This is a genomic window from Arthrobacter sp. efr-133-TYG-104 (genome assembly GCF_030208915.1).
Lineage (GTDB): Bacteria > Actinomycetota > Actinomycetes > Actinomycetales > Micrococcaceae > Arthrobacter.
Map to the genome: position 1 here is coordinate 17,818 of NZ_JARVTA010000016.1, position 18,074 is coordinate 35,891.

Below are 18,074 nucleotides of genomic sequence, written 5' to 3' on the forward strand. Positions count from 1 at the left end.
TTAACTCGCGGTCATGCCCCTGCGTGCCCTACACTTGAAATATCCCCCACTCCGGAAATCCCTTTATCCTGCCCAATTCTTGAGGCAGGACTGGTAAGTGTTGGGGCCCGCTACTGTGTGCGGGCATTTTGCATAGGGAGAGCCGGCTAAAGAAAACGCTGTACAGACTGCTGGGATAGCAGCCAAGAGATGCAGCGGGAAGTCCTGCCATGGGATTGCGATAGCGCCGGACTTCTTGCGAGAGCAGGGCACCTTGCCCCGTTCAAGCGATGAGTACTGCGGCCAAGCCCAACCGGGCCGCGCCGATGCCCTATGGATGAGGAAATTTCCCCCTATGACCGAAAATCTCAACGAAAACTTCGAGGCCACGAACGAAGAATCTGCTGATGTAGCAGATACCGTCACCGAAGCGCCCGAAACTGCAGCTCCCGCCGTCGAGTTCACCGAGGCCGCTGCCCCCGTCGAGACCCCTGCAGCCGAAGCTGCAGAAACCACCGAAGCTCCCGCCAAGAAGACGGAAGACTCGGAAGAAGAAGGCGTTCTCTTTTCCCAGCTCGGCATTGATGGCCGTGTCCTGGCCGCGTTGCAGGATGTCGGTTACGAGAAGCCGTCGCCCATTCAGGCTGCCACCATTCCGCTGCTCCTTGAGGGCCGCGACGTCGTAGGCCTGGCCCAGACCGGTACCGGTAAGACCGCGGCTTTCGCTGTTCCTGCCCTGTCCCGCCTGGCTGAACTGCACGACCTCAACGGCCCCTCCCGCAAGACCCAGGCATTGGTCCTCGCTCCGACTCGTGAACTGGCCCTCCAGGTTGCCGAGGCTTTCACCTCCTACGCCAAGCACATTGATGACTTCACCGTCCTGCCTGTGTACGGTGGCTCGGCCTACGGCCCGCAGCTCGCCGGCCTTCGCCGTGGCGCACAGGTTGTTGTCGGAACCCCTGGCCGCGTCATCGACCACATCGCCAAGGGCTCCTTGGATCTGTCCGAACTTCAGTACCTGGTGCTGGACGAAGCTGACGAGATGCTGCGCATGGGCTTTGCCGATGACGTTGAGCAGATCTTCCAGCAGACCCCGGAGGATCGCCAGGTTGCACTGTTCTCCGCGACCATGCCCGGCCAGATCCGCCGCATGTCCAAGCAGTACCTGAACAACCCGGCGGAAATCTCGGTCAAGTCCAAGACCACCACCGGTGCGAACACCCGCCAGCGCTACCTGCAGGTCATGGGCCCGCACAAGCTGGACGCCCTGACGCGCATCCTCGAGGTTGAAGAATTCGACGGCGTTATCGCCTTCGTGCGCACCAAGATGGCTACCGAGGACCTGGCTGACAAGCTCAAGGCCCGTGGTTTCCAGGCTGCCGCCATCAACGGCGACATCCCGCAGCAGCAGCGTGAACGCACTGTTGACGCGCTTAAGGAAGGCCGCATCGACGTCCTGGTTGCGACCGATGTCGCGGCCCGGGGCCTTGACGTTGAGCGCATCAGCCACGTCATCAACTACGACATCCCGCACGACACTGAGTCCTACGTGCACCGTATCGGCCGCACGGGCCGTGCAGGCCGCAGCGGTGACGCCATCCTGTTCATGACCCCGCGCGAGAAGTACTTGCTGCGTTCCATTGAGAAAGCTACGCGCCAGCCGGTAGAGCAGATGCACCTGCCCACCGCTGAGACCGTGAACACGCTGCGTTTGGGCAAGTTCGCAGAACGCATCACCGAGACCTTGGCGTCCGAGGATGTGTCGGCTTTCCGCGATCTCATTGCTTCCTACGAAGAAGAGCACAAGGTTCCGGCTGCCGAGATCGCCGCTGCCTTGGCAGTCATGGCGCAGGGCGGACAGCCCCTGCTGGTCAAGGAATTGCCTGCAGCTCCTGAGTACCAGAAGCGTGAGCGCTCCAAGGACGGCTTCGGTTCACGTGGGCCGACCCGTGCCCTTACCGAAGGAAACGCAACCTACCGGATCGCCGTCGGACGCCGTCAGCGCGTCATGCCGGGTTCCATCGTTGGCGCCATTGCCAACGAAGGTGGCATCTCCTCCGCACAAATCGGTGGCATCGACATCCGCTCGGATCACTCCTTGGTGGAGCTCCCCGCAGATCTCAGCCCTGAGCAGTTGCGCGCACTGTCCCGCACTCGGATCGGCGGCGAACTGATCAACCTCGAGCTCGATAACGGCCGCCGCCCCGGTGGCGACCGTGGCGGCTACGGTGATCGTGAGAACCGTGGTGGCGGTAACTTCAAGGGCGCCGGTGGCTTCAAGAAGGACTTCCGCAAGTCCGAGGGCGAGCGCGGCTCCGCTGACCGTGGTGGACGCTCCTACAGTGACCGCTCAGAGCGCTCTGCAGGCAGCTATGGCGATCGTGATCGTGGCCAGGCCAGTGGATCGCGCTTCGGTGGTCACGGCGACGGTGCCCGCAAGCCCCGCAGTGGCGGCGAAGGCGGCCACCGCGATTTCAACCGCAAGGGCAAGTGGTAAACACTGCTGCGTAGACATCGCTAGTGGTAAACACCGCTAGTGGTGAACACCGCAAGTGGTAAACACCGCTAAGCGGTAAAGACTTAGTGGTTCCCGTCAGGGGGTCGGCTTCCGGGCCGGCCCCCTGACGGCGTTTAAGGTTCCATGCCGTGGGGGCACCGCCGTAGGATCGAAGGAGGCCGGAACGGTGCACGCTGCAATCTAAAGCAGGAGGACTCCATGGGACTACTGGACAATGTGAAACTGCTGGACAAGGTGAAGAGGAATCTCGGGCTGGCCGGTAAGGGACACGCAGGCGGGGCACGGCAGGCTGCCGAAGATACTGCCGCCGTCGAGGTTTCCAAGGAGGACCGGTCCGCAACCGAGGCTGCAGCCGCCGAGGCTGCTTCTCAACAGGAAGCTGCGGACGTCGCGGGGATGCAGGCGGCCCGCCAGACGGAGGCGGACATCGATGGTTCCGAAGAGGCCCAAGAAGCCCAAGAGGTGGAGCAAGCCCACGGGGCATTCCCAAACGGCTCCGGTGCTGCCCAGGACAGCCCGGATGCAAAGCGGGTTACTGAGGTTGTGGTGGAGCCTGGCGATACCATGGGCGGGATCGCAGCGCAGTTCAGAGTGGACCTCACGGCGTTGATCGCAACCAACGCGGACACCGTTCCGAATCCGGACCACATCTACCCGGGCCAAGTGCTGCGGCTGCCCTGATTTCTTCCTTTTAGCCATCGGAAAATCTGGTCCTGTCAAATTGTGTCGGGAGCGATTTTCCCTGCTTTTTAGCCGATTTGTAGCATCCGAAAACGTCCGGTAGAGTATTTACTCGTTGCCCCCCTAGCTCAGTGGTAGAGCGCGTTCTTGGTAAGAACGAGGTCACCGGATCGATTCCGGTGGGGGGCTCTGAATGGGAGCCTGTGTCAGGGCGGTTTTGACCGGCTTGACACAGGTTTTTCTCATTCGTGGCGGTGTAGCTCAGTTGGTTAGAGCGCACGACTCATAATCGTGAGGTCGGGAGATCGAGCCTCCCCACCGCTACAGAGAAAAAACCCCGCAGGAATCCCTGCGGGGTTTTTTGTTTCTTGGGACAGAATGGGTCCATGAGCCGAATTGCAATCATAGGCGGCCACGGCAAAGTGGCCCTGCACCTGTCCCGCATCCTCAGTGACGAAGGTCACGACGTGACCTCTTTCGTCCGAAATCCGGATCATGTGCCGGACATCACGGAGACCGGTGCGTCTGCCCAAGTGCTCGACGTGGAAAATGCGACGACGGCGGAACTCGCCCAAGCGCTGAAGGACCACGACGCCGTGGTCTGGTCAGCCGGGGCCGGTGGGGGCAACCCGGACAGGACGTATGCCGTGGACCGTGACGCCGCGATCCGTTCCATGGATGCAGCAGCCGAGGCAGGTGTGGCCCGCTATGTGATGGTGTCGTACATCGGTTCGGCCAAGGATCATGGAGTTCCTCCGAGCCACCCGTTCTTTGCCTATGCCCAAGCCAAGGCCGCGGCGGACGATTACCTGCGCGGCACGGGGCTTGATTGGACTGTTCTTGGGCCAGGGGCCTTGACGGATGAGCCGGCGACGGGGTTGATCGAACGGAACCCTGACAATTCGGGCGAGGATACTCATACCTCGCGCGCAAACGTTGCTTTGGTGGTGGCCGCGGTCTTGGAGCTACCGGAGACCATCCATCAAACCATCACCTTCACTGACGGATCGGACGACGTAGTGGATGCCCTCACCGCGGCATAGCGGGCCCGGCTCCTGCGGCACTCTTATCCTGGGGCACTACGGTCAGCGACAACCATGGGCTGGTGCCCCCGCGATAAGTTGCCCGCGATAAGTTGTAGGTAGCCTGCGCTCAGTGCCTCGTGCCGGGCGCAGCAACTTTCGGCCGTTCGGGGAAGCAGGACTATGGATCAGTTGGCGCTCATTGTCGGGTTGCTTCTGGCAACAGTGGTGGCAGTCGGTTTGGGAGACAGGCTCCGGCTGCCATATCCGGTGTTGATGCTCCTGCTGGCTGTGGCGCTGACTTTCATCCCCGGCTTCCCGGAGTTCGAAATAGCGCCCGAGTTGATCCTTCCGATCTTCCTGCCACCCTTGCTGTTCGCGACCGCCCAGAAGAGTTCGTGGGCGGTGTTCCGCGTGCGGTGGCGCACGCTCCTCCTTCTAGCCGTGGCCCTGGTGGTGATTTCCACCGCCGTTGTTGCCGGCGCTGCGTGGCTCATGATTCCGGGCATCGGCATCCCCGCAGCAATCGCCCTGGGAGCGATGGTGGCTCCGCCTGATCCCGTTGCCGTCGAATCGGTGGCCGGTCGGGTGCATATGCCCCGGCGGTTGACCACTGTCCTTCAGAGTGAGGGTCTTTTCAACGACGCAGCGGCAATTGTCATCTTCCAAGCAGCAGTGGCTGCCACCGTCTCGGGCAACAACGTTGGGCCCGGCATCATCTGGCAGTTCGTGGTCGGAGCCGCCGTCGCGGTGCTGATCGGTATCGCCATGGGTTTCCTGACCAAGGTCATCACCAAGCTCGTTGCATCGATGGTTGCCCGGAGCGCCGTGACATTGGTGGTTCCCTTCGCCGCGTACATCCTTGCCGAAGAGCTCCACGCCTCCGGTGTCGTGGCAGTGGTAGTGACAGCTTTGGAGCTGCAGCGCCACGCGCGACCGCAGGATGCCGCCGAACGCCTGACCAGGACCGCTTTCTGGGACGTGGTGGAACTACTGGTTACGGGACTGGCGTTCGGATTGGTGGGATTGGAAATCCGCCATGTGATCCATGATGAAGGGACGGCAATTTTCGGCATGGTCGGAATGGCCGTGACCACCTGCCTCCTGGTGTTCGTGGTGCGCTACCTGTGGTTGGGTGTGCTTGCCTTGACGGCACGCCGACGCCGGAACCTCCTGCAGCCAACATCGCCCAAGGAAGTGCTCATCCTGACATGGTGCGGCATGCGGGGGCTCGCCACCTTGGCACTGGCCTTGGCCCTTCCACTGACCCTGCCTGACGGCAGCGATTTCCCGGCCCGCCACGAGATCCTGGTCATTGCCTGTGCAGTGCTCCTGGCCACCCTGGTGCTGCCGGGCCTGACGTTGCCCTGGCTGATGAGGGTACTCAATGCAAGGGAGGACGGTTCCTACGAACACGATGCTGCCCGGCTCCTCGCCAGGCGTGCCCAGTCCGCGGCTGTGGCCGCGTTGAAGGAGCACGATCTGATGAAGGAACTTCCTGCAGAGAAAGTGGCGTCAGTCAAAGAACGGATGCGCCGCTTGCAGGCGGAGTTGCTGGGCGACGATCTTCACAACAAGCCTGTGGTGGAGAAGCTCAAGAGGGGACGGGAACTATCCGTGGCCGTGCAGACCATCGCGTTGGATGCGGCCCGCCAGGAAGTGGTGGCGGCTCGGAGCGAGCCCGGCACCGACCCTGAAATTGCCGACCGTGTTCTCCGGCAGTTGGACCTGCGCACCATGACGATGCCGGACTAGTCCTTAGCTTCGAACCAGTTTCCCTAGCTTCGAACGAGTTTAAGGTCCAGCGAATGCGCCTCCACGTAGTCCAGGGCGCATCGCACGGCACCCACGGTCACGGCCGTGTCGCCGAGGGTGGAGGCCGCGAGCCGCGGGGGAGTGGCGGTGTGTGCCGGGATCTTGGCGGCGACGGCGTTGAGCATACCCGCTACTGACTCAGCCACGGCGCCACCCACCACCACAAGGTCCGGGTTATAGATAGTGGCAACCGTGGCAACGATCCGGGCCAGGCGTTCGGCCAGGCGCTCGATAAGTCCGACGGCGACCACATCACCGGCCGCCGCGGCAGCAAACACATCCTCGGCCGTCACCGTGTGTCCGGGGGGCAACGAGCGGAGCGAGGTCGCGGCCCCCAGGCCCAGTTGCTCGGTGGCCCAGATCCTTGCCAACGCAGCAATACCGTGGGTGTCGCCCACTCCTTCAACAAGGTTCAGGTAGGCCATTTCACCCGCTGCACCGTGGCTGCCGTGCAGAAGCCGTCCGTTTTCCACCAAGCCCGCGCCCAGGCGCTCGCTGGCCAGCAGCACCACGACGTCGTCCACGCCCACTGCCGAGCCCCGCCACCGTTCTCCGAGCGCGGCCAGGTTGGCGTCATTTTCAAGCAGTACCTCCCACCCGTGGAGGTCGTGCAGTGCGGTGCGGAGTCCGACGTCGAACTGCCGCCAAAACTGTTGGCTCGCCAGGACTTTGCCGGTGCGGTCAACCGGCGCCGCAATCCCGACGCTGGCGGCGAGGACCCTCGACGGACTGGCCCCGGCGTCGTCCAAAGCCTGCAACGCGGTGCGGTTGATCGTGTCGATGCGTTCTTGGGATGAAATCCGCATGTGGGCGAAGGGTTCGCTGGCGCGGCTGATGGTGTCGCCCCTGAGATCGGCCACCACCACGGTCACTTTGAGCGCACCGACATCCACGCCCACCACGAAGCCTGCGGTCTCATCGAGCGCGAACCTGCGCGCCGGCCGGCCTTTTTGGTAGGTGGCGGGCTCGCGGGGCACCATCACTTCCCGTATCCACCCACGTTTCATCAGGTCTTCGCACACGGACAGTGCCGAGGCGCGGGTGAGGCCGGTGGCTTCCATGAGCTCAGTCACGGTAACGACGCCGGAGCTCCGCACGACGCCGAGCACGGCGGCTGCGTTGACCCGGCGCAGCAGCTGCGGAGTCGCTGCGGAAGCTTCTGCCATGGAGTGTTGACCTCTCTCTGCCCGCGCCAGATAATACTTAAGGAGCTTTATTTAGAATCTAAATCAAATCTACGAGAAAACAAAGACACACGAAAAGGAATCATCTTGTCCACCACACCCTTGGCAACACTCACCGACGCACAGCGATCCGCGCGAATGGCCGATCCGAAATGGTGGCGCCAGGCAGCGGTTTACCAGATCTACCCGCGCAGCTTCTACGACGCCAATGGCGATGGTCTCGGTGACCTCAAAGGCATCACTGCAAAGGTCCCGTACCTCCAGGAGCTAGGGATCGACGCCGTCTGGCTCAGCCCGTTCTACCCCTCGGCACTGGCCGACGGCGGTTACGACGTCGATGATTACCGCAACGTTGACCCCAAGTTGGGCACCCTTGAAGATTTCGATGAGATGGCCGCAACACTGCACGCGGCGGGTATCAAACTCGTGGTGGACATCGTCCCCAACCACTCCTCGGACCGGCACGAATGGTTCAAGGAAGCCCTCGCATCTCCCAAGGGCTCCGCTGCCCGGGACCGCTACATCTTCCGCGATGGCCGCGGCGAGAACGGTGAGTTGCCGCCGTCGGACTGGGACTCTGTATTTGGAGGACCCATCTGGGAGCGCATCACGGAACCGGACGGCACGCCCGGCCAGTGGTACATGCACATCTTCGCCAAGGAACAGCCGGACTTCAATTGGGAAAACCCGGAAATCCGCGAGGACTTCCTGAAGACCCTGCGGTTCTGGTCCGACCGTGGCGTAGACGGATTCCGCATCGACGTGGCCCATGGCATGGCAAAAGACCTCTCGGAGCCGCTGCCCATGAAGGCGGACCTCGAAGCAAAGGCCCACGGCACCGATGGCTTCATCGATGGATCGCACCCGTTCTGGGACCGGGACGAGGTCCATGAGGTCTACGCCGAGTGGCGCAAGCTCTTCAACGAGTACAACCCGCCCCGGACCGCCGTGGCCGAAGCATGGGTCCACGAGTCCCGTCGCGCGCGTTACGCCAGCCCTGAGGGCCTCGGGCAGGCTTTCAACTTCGACCTGTTGCAGTCCGACTTCGACGCCACATCGTTCCGGAAAATCATCACCGACAACCTGGTGGCCGCCAAGGAATCGGGCGCATCGTCCACCTGGGTGTTCTCCAACCACGACGTCGTCCGCCACGCCACACGCTACGGGCTGCCCAAGGGCGGTTCCACTGCCCAGGGCACCAACGCGGCGCAGGATGTAACGGGCGGAGAGCCCAAGGGGCAGGACGGCAAGGGCTGGCTTCTCGCCGGTGCGCCCGCCGAAGAGCTCGACGTCGAACTTGGCTTGCGTCGCGCCCGCGCCGCCACGCTGTTGCTGCTCGCGCTGCCAGGCTCCGCGTACCTTTACCAAGGCGAGGAGCTCGGCTTGCGTGAAGTGGCGGAAATTCCTGACTCAGAGCGCCAGGACCCGTCCTTCTTCAGGAACAAGGGAGTGGAAATCGGCCGTGACGGGTGCCGTGTTCCGCTGCCTTGGACACCGGATGGTTCGTCCTTCGGATTCGGTGCCGGCTCCGCTCACCTGCCCCAGCCTGCATGGTTCGCCGACTACGCTGTTTCCACGCAGGAAGGCGTGGAGGGCTCCACGCTGGAGCTGTACCGTAAGGCCCTGCGCCTGCGCAGCGAGCTCCAGACGGATGAAGAACTGGAATGGCTGGAAACCGGCAACCAGGACGTGCTGCACTTCAGCCGCCCAGGAGGCTGGCACACGGTCACGAACTTCGGCTCGGATCCCGTTGACCTCCCGGAAGGCGAGGTAGTTGTGAGCAGCGGTCCGCTCTCGGATGGAAAGCTGCCCGCAGACACCACTGCCTGGATCGTCAGCAAGGCCTAGGGAACGCGGAGAATACTGACGCAATGACAACTGCGAACGGGCGGGGACGCCTCATCTATGGCTGCATGGGGCTCGGCGGACCGTGGGAGGGCACATCCTACGGCGCTGCGGAGATCGACCAGGCGGCCGCGGCGATTGAAGCCGCACGGGGCATCGGCATCGAGCTTTTCGACCACGCGGACATCTATCGCAGCGGAAAGTCCGAGGCCGTGTTCGGGGAAGTCCTCTCCCGTTCGCAAGGGTTGCGCCAGGAAATCCAGTTGCAAACCAAGTGTGGGATCAGGTTGGGGGAGCGTGGGCTGGACACGCACTACGACCTCAGCCGGGAAGCCATTCTTGAACGCGTCAACGATAGCCTGACACGGCTTCACACCGACTACGCCGACGTACTGCTCCTGCACCGGCCCGATCCGCTGATGGACCCCCATGAGGTGGCGGGCGCCGTCGGGCAATTGATGGCTGAAGGCAAGGTGCGGCAGCTGGGTGTATCGAACATGTCCGGCGCGCAGATCGCCTTCCTCCAAGACCAGCTGGAGGTACCCATCGCGGTGAACCAGTTGGAGATGAGCCTGCTGCGCAGGGACTGGCTGGAAAGCACTGTGCTGGTCAACCACGTGGAAGGGCAGGAATACAGCTTCCCGCACGGGACCATGGAACACTGCATGGCCCGGGGAATTGAGCTTCAGGCGTACGGTTCCTTGGCGCAGGGGCGTTACACGGGAGCGGGGTCCTCAGGGATGTCACCCGCTGAATCGGCTACCGCAGGGATGCTTGAACGGTTGGCCGAAGAAAAGGGCACCACGCCCGAGTCCGTGCTGCTGGGCTGGCTGATGAAGCACCCGGCCGGGATTTCACCGGTAGTGGGCACCACCAACCCGGATCGGATAAAGGCTTGCGCGGACGCCGCCTCGGTGGCCCGCGCCATGTCGCGCGCCGAGTGGTACGGCCTGTGGGTTACAGCTCGCGGCAGCAACATCCCCTAACCACTGACCCGCACCAGACGGGTCAGCGGTCAGGGGATTCGCGCCTAGGGCAACACACGCGTGCTACTTCGGCTCTACAGGGCAGCAGGCGCAGCGACCGAATCCACAGGGGCCACCACCGAGTATGTGCTCGAATCGCCTTGGAGGGCCTGGCTCGGTTTGCCGTGGATACTGACCGGGATATCACCGGCGATGGTCACGCGGTTCAGCTTGCGGGGCTGTCCGTCGTAGTTGTCCGGAGCATAGTGCTGCGTGATGCGGTTATCGAAGAGAACCACTTGGTTCGGCTCCCAGTTCACGCGGACCACATTCTCCGGACGGGTCACGTACGCCTGGAGCAGCCGGATGATGTCCCTGGACTCCGTGTTGGACAAGCCCACGATCCTGAGCCGCTGCGCGAAGCCCCCAATGAACAACCCGCGCTCGCCGGTCAAGGGGTGGACGCGCACCACGGGGTGGGCGGTTTCGAACTTCAAACGGGTGAACTCCTTACGCCGCTCCTCGGCATTGGCATGCTCCAGGTTCTTGGGAACCGAGTAGTCGTAGTCGTTGGTATGGATGGCCCACAAAGTGTCCGCGAAATTGCGAAGCTCCTCGGGGAGGTCCCGGTAGGCGCCGGCTGATGACGCAATCAGTGTCTCGCCACCGTACGCGGGCAGGTCGATACTCCGCAGAGTTGAAGCCTGCGGGGGGTTGACCACGAAGGTGACGTCCGTGTGCCAGTTGTTGGCCGAGCCGTTTTCGCTGTCAACGGGCAGGACATTCTCCTCGCCGTCCACTGATGCCACAGTCGGGTGGGCCTTGGTCAACGGGCCGAAATGCGAAGCGAACTCCACCTGTGCCTCATCCGTGAGGATGTTTGCCTCACGGAAAACCAGTGCCTTGTGCTCATTCAACGCGGCCCGGATCTGGCCAACGGTGTCAGCGCTGAGGTCGCCGCTGATGTCCAGCCCACGGATTTCTGCGCCGATTCGGGAGCCAAGCTTCGCGAATTCCAGTGTGGTTTCGGTAATGACTGTCATGGTTCTTTCCTTACTTTTGTTGTGATGGTTTAGGAAGCTGTGGCGCCGACGGCGGTGCGCCAGCGGGAGAAGTGCCGCTCAAGGGCGACCAGCAGGAAGTTCACACCGAGCCCGAGCAGGGACACCGTGAGGATGCCCGCATACATGTCGGGGATGAGGAAGCTGCTTTGAGCGTTCACGATCAAATAGCCCAGCCCGGCTTTGGCCCCCACCATTTCCGCAGCGATCAGGACCAGGATCGATGCCGTTCCGGCCATGCGGATCCCCGTGAAGATCGTCGGTACGGCCGAGGGCAGGATGACCTTATGGAAAAGCTGGAAACTATTGAGCCCCAAAGACCGTGCCGCTCGGATGAGCAGCGGATCCACCGTTTTTACGCCGGCAATGGTGTTGAGGAGAACCGGGAAGAACGCCGCGTACGCCACGATGCTGATCTTCGATTCCTCGCCGATACCGAGCAATAACGTGAACACGGGCAGCAGGGCCAAGGCAGCGGTGTTGCGGAACAGTTCCAGCAGCGGATTCAGGATCGAGTTCAGCCGCCCGTACCAAGCGATCAGCAAGCCCAATGAGACACCTGCCACCAGCGCCGCGCCGAAGCCCGCCACTGAACGGGTGAGGCTCGCCACGATGTGGCCTTGGATGGTGCCGGTTTCGTAGAGCCGACCCCACGCCAAGAGCACCTCATGCAAGGGAGGGAGGAACACCCGGGTGGACGCGCTGGCCAAGTACGTCGGTCCCAGCTCCCATAGCGCTAAGAACGCCAGGATGCCGGCGGCTTTCCACACCACCGAACCCGCCGCCGCGGCCGCCCCCCGCACCGCGGTGAGGCCCGGCGTCGTGCGTTGTGTTGGTTCCAGCAGAACGGAACGTTCGACGTCGGCATGGGGGCTTGCGGTACTGGCCGCCTTTGGTCCGGCTGGTGTTTGGGTCAGCGTGCTGCTCATCAGGCTGCGCTCCTCTCTGTGGCGGTGACTGCGGGCTCGTCCGGCGCGCTGCCGTCCGGCAGGATTTTCCGGTGGCCCGCATCTTGCGCGCGCCGGACTTCGTCGTGCAGGAGGGTCCAGACCTGGTGGCGGTGCTCCACGAAGGCGGGGTTCGAACGGATGTCTTCGTCGCCGTCGCGGTCCGGGATGTTGATGTCCACGATCTCCTTGAGCCGGCCCGGACGGGCGCTCAGCACTGCAACGCGCTCGCCGAGGTATACCGCCTCATCAATACCGTGGGTAATGAAGACGATGGTCTTGCCGGTGGCCCGCCAGATCCGCAGCAGTTCATCCTGCAGTTGCTCGCGGGTCTGGGCGTCCAAGGCTGCAAAAGGCTCGTCCATGAGCAGGACATCAGGTTCGTAGGCCAGGCTTCGTGCGATGGCCACGCGTTGTTTCATCCCGCCGGACAGTTCGTGCGGGTATCGGTCTTCGAACCCCGCCAACCCAACAAGCCCGAGGTATTCACTGGCCTTCCGGGCACGTTGGCGGCGGGTCAATTTCTTGCCGTCCGGGCCCGTTCCTTCGAGTCCGATCGAGACGTTGGCTGACGCCGTCCGCCAAGGAAACAGGGCGTACTGCTGGAACACCACTGCGCGGTCTTTTCCCGGCCCGGTCACGGGTTTGCCGTCCACCAGCACTTCGCCGGAGGTGGGACTCGAGAGGCCGGCGAGCAAGTCCAAGAGGGTGGTCTTGCCTGACCCGCTGGGGCCCACCAAGGTAAGGAACTCGCCGTCGCGGATGTCCAGGCTCAGGGAGTCGACGGCGGTGAGCCGGGTGGCGCTGGTGGTCTTGGTGGCCCGGACCGTGAATTCCTTGCTGACATTTTTGAGGCTGATCTTCACGGACATGGCTATCCCTTCTTCGCGGAACTTTGGCCAGCAGTGCCGGCCAGTTCGTTGAACTCGTTGGTGTAGTACTTTGACGGCGTCAGGTTGCCCTTGACGATCCCCGACGTGGTGAGCCAGTTCTCCCAGCGTGTGAAGTCTGCATCCTGGATCACGCCGTTGTCCGGGACTCCCGGGCTCTTCCAGAACTTCAGGTTGGCTGTGCTTTCGTTACGCCCACGTCCCTCGATGATCTTGGTGAACCGTGCAATCACTTCATCGCGAGGGGTCTCAGTAGCCCACTTGATGGCTTTGGCTACTGCCGTGGTGAAAGTGCGGGTGGTGCCGGGGTTTTGCTGGATGAAGTCGTTGCGGAGCACAATCTGCCCACCGGCGAAGGTGCCGAAGAGCCCGAAGTCACTGAACAAGGAACGCAGGCCACCAGTGGCGAGCGCATGGTCCTGGAGCACGCCTCCCAGCGTTCCCGCGTCAACTTGGCCGCGCCGGATGGCTTCCTCGGTGTCGTTCGGCGCCAGCGGAACCAGTTGAACCTGCTTGATTTCATCCGGGCTCAAGCCGCTCTTGGCCAAGTAGGTGTCAATGACTGCTTCGTGGTGCGCGCCGAGCGTGTTCACGGCGATCTTCTTGCCGATCAGGTCGCGTGCACTCTTGATCGGACTGTCTGACTTCACGTAGTAGCCGCTGAAGTTCTTCTCGTCGGAGCCGTAGTAGTTGATGACGCCCTTCACGGGTGCTCCGGCTTCGACGAGCTTGACCACGGCACCGGTAAAGGCGCCGCCAAAGTCGGTTTGGTTCGTTGCCGCGGACTGTATGTCTTGGGGACCGCTGGTAGTGTTGCCTACCCACTTCAGCTTGACGTCCCCCAGGTATCCGAGGTCCTGAGCCAGTTCCGGGAAGGTGACTTGGTTTGCTGAACCTTGGTAGCGCAGTTCCTTGACTTCGGCGCCGCTTTGATTGCCTTGCCCGGCGTCGGCAGCGCCGCCGCAGCCACTCACCGTCAGCGCTAGTACGACGGCGGCCGCGACGCTTAGCAGGGGTAGATGCAGTTTCATGGGGAGCTACTTTCGATGGGGATGATGGGGATGATGATGGTTGGGTGGGCCGGACGTGAGCGACGGCTTGGGAACGATCAAAGCCCATGGTGGTGCCGGGTGGGAAGCGGCTCGGTAACCCCCGGAAACGCTGCGAAACAGCCCGAAACGGGGCGAAATGTTGGGCCATTCCCGGCAATCGAAAGACACAAAGACGCCGGATTGACCGCGATGAAGAAGTACGACGGGTGGGCCGAAATGAGTGGCGCGGGCCGTCGTCGGGCGTTCATACTGCCGGACCCGACAGTCATACGGGGTTTAGTTCGTATTGATCCTCACAACCGGGCGGATTTCTTCGCCGTGTGACCCGCTGGCCGGATACGGTAGATACATGACGTCTAGCATCGCCGCCGAATCCATTCGGCCAACCCGCAACATTCCCGCCGACATTGCCCGTTCGTGGCTCCTTGTGAACGCCATGAAAACGGAGCTCTTTGACGAATCCGCGGGTTCGCGGGCAGACGCCATCATCCTTGACATCGAAGACGCTGTTGACCCTTCCCAGAAGGACGCCGCTCGCGAAAACGTCGTGAACTGGCTGACCGCCGGTGGCCAGGCCTGGGTCCGCATCAATGACGCCACCAGCAAGTTCTGGGCCGATGACCTCGCCGGACTGCGCGGCACCCCGGGACTGCTCGGCGTCATGCTGGCCAAGACCGAATCCGCTGACCAGGTGACCGAGTCCTTCCACCGCATGGACGGTAAGACCCCCGTGATCCCGTTGGTGGAGTCGGCCCTCGGCATCGAGGAAGCCAACCACATCGCCAAGGCGCAGGGTGCTTTCCGGCTCGCGTTCGGCTCCGGCGACTTCCGCCGCGATACGGGCATGGCCGCCACCCCGGAGGCTATGGCCTACCCGCGGGCCAAGCTCGTGGTCGCCAGCCGCGTAGGCAACCTGCCCGGCCCTATTGATGGGCCCACCGTCGGGACCAACCACCCCATTTTGCGTGAGCAGACGGGCATCACCGTGACCATGGGCATGACGGGCAAGCTATGCCTGGCTATCGACCAGACCACTGTGATCAACGAGGTCATCAGCCCCACCCCGTCGGACGTTGCGTGGGCAACTGACTTCATGCACGACTTCGAGGCCAACGGCCGTGTTATCCGTGATGGATCCGACCTCCCGCGCCTGGGCCGGGCAGAGAAGATCATGAAGCTCGCGGTGGCTTTTGGAGTCCAGCCCTCCCTATAGGCCACTCCATCCACGTCCTTTTCGCGAGGGGCGGGCTCTCGGCTGAAAGCGTGCGTCATAGGCGCGAGAGCCAACCCCTCGCGGGGCGCCGGTAGACTTGGACGGTGCTGAACGAATTCTGGGCCACGGCCCCAACCTCCTACAAAGTGCTGGTCTTCAGCGCAATGGGGCTTATCGCCGTCGGGCTTGTCCTCTCCATTGTGGGAAACACCTCCGGTAACCAAGGCATGGCATTGGCTTCCCTTCCGGTCATCGGCGTCGGGCTGCTATTGCACGTGGGGGGTTTGGTGGTCCGCGGCCAGCAAATCCGCAAGACCTACAAGAAGTAGGGTTGGTGCATGAGTATCAATCCGGACTTGCAGGGCCGCAGCTACCCTGCCGCAGAGGTATACGACGTCGGCCGCGAAAAGATTCGTGAGTTCGCCCAAGCTGTGAAGGCCACCAACCCGGCCCACTTCGATGTCGAGGCAGCCAAGGCCCTCGGCCACAAGGACCTCGTAGCACCGCCAACATTCGCCATCATTGTTGCCCAGCGTGCCGACGCCCAACTGGTGCAGGACCCTGATGCCGGCATCGACTTTTCCCGCGTGGTCCACGCTGACCAGCGGTTTACCCACCATCGTGCCATCGTGGCCGGCGACCGGCTCGTGGCCGAACTGCACGTCGACGGCGTCCGGGCCATGGGCGGCGGGGCCATGATCACCACGCGCTCCGAGATTTCCACCGTCGAGGGCGAAAAGGTTGCCACCACCACCTCATCCATCCTGGTCCGAGGAGAGGGACAGTAACCATGAGCCCCACATTCGAAGAACTCACGGTCGGCCAGGAAATCGACAGCCGCAGCATCGACGTTACCCGCCAGGACCTGGTCAAATATGCAGGAGCATCGGGGGACTTCAACCCCATTCATTGGAACGAGGCCTTCGCCACTTCAGTGGAGCTGCCGGGCGTCATTGCCCACGGCATGTTCACCATGGGTGCCGCTGTGCAACTGGTGAGCGACTGGGCAGGCGACCCTGCCGCCGTCGTCGATTACCAGACCCGGTTCACCAAGCCTGTCCTCGTTACTGACACCACCGGGACCAGCGAAGCGGGTGCGGTCATCGACGTCACAGCTACGGTGGGGGCGCTCGACGCCGAAGCCCGCACCGCGCGCATCGATCTGACAGTCATGGCTGCGGGCCAGAAAGTACTGATGAAGTCGCAGGCGATCGTGAAGGTTGCGTCAGCCAACTGACGACGTAGCCCAGACGGATGGACTTGGACTTGTGCACGGCGGAGTTCCGTCAGCGCGGCCCCGGACTGCCCGTTAGGCTTAACAGGTGACTCAGACCCTGCTTTCCGAATTGACCACGGCCGCCGTTGGTGGGCCAGCAAGCAAGTTCGTGCTGGCCCGGACCGAGGCCGAGATTATCGACGCCGTGCGGTCTGCAGATGCCGCGGGCGAGAAGCTCCTGATCATCGGCGGCGGCTCCAACCTGCTGATATCTGATGAGGGATACCCCGGCACCGTGGTGCAGATTGCGTCCGAAGGCGTCGAGGTCAATTCGGAGGATAGCTGCGGCGGGGCTTCGGTCGTGGTCCAGGCAGGACACAACTGGGACGCCTTGGTTGAGTACACAGTGCTTCATGCTTGGTCCGGTCTGGAAGCGTTATCCGGGATACCGGGTGCTACCGGGGCCACGCCTGTTCAGAACGTGGGCGCATACGGCGCTGACGTGTCGCAGACCATCGCCGCCGTGCGAACGTGGGATCGGGACAGCAATGCCATCCGGACCTTCACCAATTCCGAACTCAAGTTCGGGTATCGCGATTCCATCCTGAAGCAGACCACCATTGATGGCTCGCCACGATTCGTTGTGCTGACGGTGGAGTTCCAGTTGGCTTTGGGAAGGATGAGCGCACCGATCCGTTACGCCGAACTGGCGCGGGTTCTTGGTGTCGAGGTCGGCAAAAGGGCTTATTCCAACGACGTGCGGAGGGCGGTCCTGCGGCTGCGTGCGTCCAAAGGAATGGTCCTGGACCCGGCCGACCGCGACACCTATTCAACGGGTTCGTTCTTCACCAATCCCATCGTGCCGGCCGAACAAGCTGCGCATTTGCCGGAAAACGCGCCCAAGTATCCGGCAGGTTCCGACGGGCTGGTGAAACTCTCCGCGGCGTGGCTGATTGATCATGCAGGGTTCGGGAAGGGCTTCGGTTTGGAAGAATCCAGCGTCACCGGAGGCAGGGCCTCCCTCTCCACGAAACACACCTTGGCAATCACCAACCGCGGCTCGGCGTCGACGGCGGACATGCTGGCGATCGCGCGCGAAGTGCGGGCCGGCGTCGTGGATCGGTTTGGTATTGAGCTGCATCCTGAGCCGCTGCTGATCGGCGTCGAACTCTAGCGGCCCTCGAACGCCGTTACGCGGGCTGCGCTAGCGGGCCCGGCGTTCGGCGATCGGCAACACCTTGTTCAGCAAAAGGAACGTCAGGCCGCAGCTGACGGAGCCCAAGAGGAAGATCTGGCTGAACGCAATGCTTTGTGGCGACGGTCCGCTGGGCATGAAAAGCCCGGCCATCGCGAATCCGACCAAACCCAACAGCATGACCACCGAACCCAAAAGGAAGCTCCGGACCTGCGCTGCGGCGGCCGGATAGAACCACGGCTCGGGGGAAGCGCTGTCCCGGTCGGCCATGGGCTGGCTGAGGGCCGCGGTGCCGATGAGCAGCGCAGCTGACGCGGTTGCGACGAGGCTGGCGGTCTGGATCGCCTGCATCGAGGCAGACAGGCTGACACCCGTCCCGACCGCAACGATGAGTCCCATGCCAAGCCCGACGACGGTGCAGAGCCAGCCCGCGGCTGCCAGCCGCCGGCTGAGAGGCCGCACCTGCGGAGCTAGGTCACCAAAAAGCATTC

The 18,074-nt window shown here is 62.9% G+C and carries 17 protein-coding genes and 2 tRNA genes; 13 read left to right on the forward strand and 6 right to left on the reverse strand.

All coding sequences use genetic code 11. The features are described from left to right. Positions 1-334: 334 nt before the first annotated feature. The 6 genes from QRN04_RS12240 to QRN04_RS12265 all read left to right on the forward strand — a co-directional run bounded on the left by QRN04_RS12240 (position 335) and on the right by QRN04_RS12265 (position 5,955). Complete coding sequence (locus tag QRN04_RS12240; RefSeq protein WP_284976314.1) at positions 335-2,476, forward strand: DEAD/DEAH box helicase; 2,142 nt, start codon at positions 335-337, stop codon at positions 2,474-2,476. Between the two features lie 219 nt (positions 2,477-2,695). Continuing rightward, a complete protein-coding gene (locus QRN04_RS12245; RefSeq protein WP_284976315.1) occupies positions 2,696-3,178 on the forward strand; it encodes a LysM peptidoglycan-binding domain-containing protein in 483 nt (160 codons plus the stop codon). A gap of 117 nt (positions 3,179-3,295) precedes the next feature. Further along, positions 3,296-3,367, forward strand: a tRNA-Thr gene (locus tag QRN04_RS12250). A 61-nt stretch (positions 3,368-3,428) separates the two neighbouring features. Beyond that, positions 3,429-3,502, forward strand: a tRNA-Met gene (locus QRN04_RS12255). Between the two features lie 62 nt (positions 3,503-3,564). Beyond that, positions 3,565-4,221: an NAD(P)H-binding protein gene (locus QRN04_RS12260; protein ID WP_284976316.1), complete on the forward strand. Its 657-nt coding sequence runs from the start codon at positions 3,565-3,567 to the stop codon at positions 4,219-4,221. A 162-nt stretch (positions 4,222-4,383) separates the two neighbouring features. Then, the gene (locus tag QRN04_RS12265) at positions 4,384-5,955 is read left to right on the forward strand and encodes a Na+/H+ antiporter (RefSeq protein ID WP_284976317.1); all 1,572 of its coding nucleotides are present in this window, start codon (positions 4,384-4,386) and stop codon (positions 5,953-5,955) included. A 23-nt stretch (positions 5,956-5,978) separates the two neighbouring features. Here QRN04_RS12265 and QRN04_RS12270 read toward each other — a convergent pair whose 3' ends face one another. Continuing rightward, positions 5,979-7,181: an ROK family protein gene (locus QRN04_RS12270; protein WP_284976318.1), complete on the reverse strand. Its 1,203-nt coding sequence runs from the start codon at positions 7,179-7,181 to the stop codon at positions 5,979-5,981. 105 nt (positions 7,182-7,286) lie between these two features. On the opposite strand from QRN04_RS12270, the gene QRN04_RS12275 reads away from it, so the two are divergent. Together QRN04_RS12275 and QRN04_RS12280 are read left to right on the forward strand one after the other, a co-directional pair. Beyond that, on the forward strand, positions 7,287-9,047 hold the full coding sequence (locus tag QRN04_RS12275; protein ID WP_502868793.1) for a glycoside hydrolase family 13 protein: 1,761 nt from the start codon (positions 7,287-7,289) through the stop codon (positions 9,045-9,047). A 23-nt stretch (positions 9,048-9,070) separates the two neighbouring features. Beyond that, entirely contained in the window at positions 9,071-10,030 is a 960-nt protein-coding gene (locus QRN04_RS12280) for an aldo/keto reductase (RefSeq protein ID WP_284976319.1), read from the forward strand. Between the two features lie 74 nt (positions 10,031-10,104). Here QRN04_RS12280 and QRN04_RS12285 read toward each other — a convergent pair whose 3' ends face one another. From QRN04_RS12285 to QRN04_RS12300, 4 genes are read right to left on the reverse strand one after another with little or no spacing between them, the layout of a single operon-like run. After that, positions 10,105-11,052 carry a TauD/TfdA dioxygenase family protein gene (locus QRN04_RS12285; protein WP_284976320.1) on the reverse strand — a complete coding sequence of 316 codons (948 nt, stop codon included), beginning with the start codon at positions 11,050-11,052 and terminating at the stop codon, positions 10,105-10,107. Between the two features lie 29 nt (positions 11,053-11,081). After that, complete coding sequence (locus QRN04_RS12290) at positions 11,082-11,999, reverse strand: ABC transporter permease (RefSeq protein ID WP_284976321.1); 918 nt, start codon at positions 11,997-11,999, stop codon at positions 11,082-11,084. Continuing rightward, complete coding sequence (locus QRN04_RS12295; protein WP_284976322.1) at positions 11,999-12,889, reverse strand: ABC transporter ATP-binding protein; 891 nt, start codon at positions 12,887-12,889, stop codon at positions 11,999-12,001. Before QRN04_RS12295 ends, QRN04_RS12290 begins: the two co-directional genes overlap by 1 nt. Positions 12,890-12,891: 2 nt before the next feature. Further along, positions 12,892-13,938: an ABC transporter substrate-binding protein gene (locus QRN04_RS12300; protein WP_284976323.1), complete on the reverse strand. Its 1,047-nt coding sequence runs from the start codon at positions 13,936-13,938 to the stop codon at positions 12,892-12,894. A gap of 370 nt (positions 13,939-14,308) precedes the next feature. Between QRN04_RS12300 and QRN04_RS12305 the strand changes: the two genes are divergently transcribed. From QRN04_RS12305 to QRN04_RS12325, 5 genes are all read left to right on the forward strand, one after another. Further along, a complete protein-coding gene (locus QRN04_RS12305; protein ID WP_284976324.1) occupies positions 14,309-15,172 on the forward strand; it encodes an HpcH/HpaI aldolase/citrate lyase family protein in 864 nt (287 codons plus the stop codon). Between the two features lie 104 nt (positions 15,173-15,276). Next, positions 15,277-15,501, forward strand: a complete 225-nt coding sequence (locus QRN04_RS12310) for a DUF3188 domain-containing protein (RefSeq protein WP_284976325.1) — start codon at positions 15,277-15,279, stop codon at positions 15,499-15,501. A gap of 9 nt (positions 15,502-15,510) precedes the next feature. After that, the gene (locus QRN04_RS12315; RefSeq protein ID WP_284976326.1) at positions 15,511-15,960 is read left to right on the forward strand and encodes a MaoC family dehydratase N-terminal domain-containing protein; all 450 of its coding nucleotides are present in this window, start codon (positions 15,511-15,513) and stop codon (positions 15,958-15,960) included. A 2-nt stretch (positions 15,961-15,962) separates the two neighbouring features. Next, complete coding sequence (locus tag QRN04_RS12320) at positions 15,963-16,409, forward strand: MaoC family dehydratase (RefSeq protein ID WP_284976327.1); 447 nt, start codon at positions 15,963-15,965, stop codon at positions 16,407-16,409. A gap of 85 nt (positions 16,410-16,494) precedes the next feature. After that, positions 16,495-17,562 carry a UDP-N-acetylmuramate dehydrogenase gene (locus tag QRN04_RS12325; protein ID WP_284976328.1) on the forward strand — a complete coding sequence of 356 codons (1,068 nt, stop codon included), beginning with the start codon at positions 16,495-16,497 and terminating at the stop codon, positions 17,560-17,562. A gap of 30 nt (positions 17,563-17,592) precedes the next feature. Here the strand turns inward: QRN04_RS12325 and QRN04_RS12330 are convergent, their stop codons facing one another. Continuing rightward, on the reverse strand, positions 17,593-18,072 hold the full coding sequence (locus QRN04_RS12330; RefSeq protein ID WP_284976329.1) for a hypothetical protein: 480 nt from the start codon (positions 18,070-18,072) through the stop codon (positions 17,593-17,595). Positions 18,073-18,074 lie beyond the last annotated feature (2 nt).

Coding starts and splice junctions, on each gene's coding strand:
- QRN04_RS12240 (WP_284976314.1), top strand. CDS start 335: ATGACCGAAAATCTCAACGAAAACTTCGAGGCCACGAACGAAGAATCT.
- QRN04_RS12245 (WP_284976315.1), top strand. CDS start 2,696: ATGGGACTACTGGACAATGTGAAACTGCTGGACAAGGTGAAGAGGAAT.
- QRN04_RS12260 (WP_284976316.1), top strand. CDS start 3,565: ATGAGCCGAATTGCAATCATAGGCGGCCACGGCAAAGTGGCCCTGCAC.
- QRN04_RS12265 (WP_284976317.1), top strand. CDS start 4,384: ATGGATCAGTTGGCGCTCATTGTCGGGTTGCTTCTGGCAACAGTGGTG.
- QRN04_RS12270 (WP_284976318.1), bottom strand. CDS start 7,181: ATGGCAGAAGCTTCCGCAGCGACTCCGCAGCTGCTGCGCCGGGTCAAC.
- QRN04_RS12280 (WP_284976319.1), top strand. CDS start 9,071: ATGACAACTGCGAACGGGCGGGGACGCCTCATCTATGGCTGCATGGGG.
- QRN04_RS12285 (WP_284976320.1), bottom strand. CDS start 11,052: ATGACAGTCATTACCGAAACCACACTGGAATTCGCGAAGCTTGGCTCC.
- QRN04_RS12290 (WP_284976321.1), bottom strand. CDS start 11,999: ATGAGCAGCACGCTGACCCAAACACCAGCCGGACCAAAGGCGGCCAGT.
- QRN04_RS12295 (WP_284976322.1), bottom strand. CDS start 12,889: ATGTCCGTGAAGATCAGCCTCAAAAATGTCAGCAAGGAATTCACGGTC.
- QRN04_RS12300 (WP_284976323.1), bottom strand. CDS start 13,938: ATGAAACTGCATCTACCCCTGCTAAGCGTCGCGGCCGCCGTCGTACTA.
- QRN04_RS12305 (WP_284976324.1), top strand. CDS start 14,309: ATGACGTCTAGCATCGCCGCCGAATCCATTCGGCCAACCCGCAACATT.
- QRN04_RS12315 (WP_284976326.1), top strand. CDS start 15,511: ATGAGTATCAATCCGGACTTGCAGGGCCGCAGCTACCCTGCCGCAGAG.
- QRN04_RS12320 (WP_284976327.1), top strand. CDS start 15,963: ATGAGCCCCACATTCGAAGAACTCACGGTCGGCCAGGAAATCGACAGC.
- QRN04_RS12330 (WP_284976329.1), bottom strand. CDS start 18,072: ATGCTTTTTGGTGACCTAGCTCCGCAGGTGCGGCCTCTCAGCCGGCGG.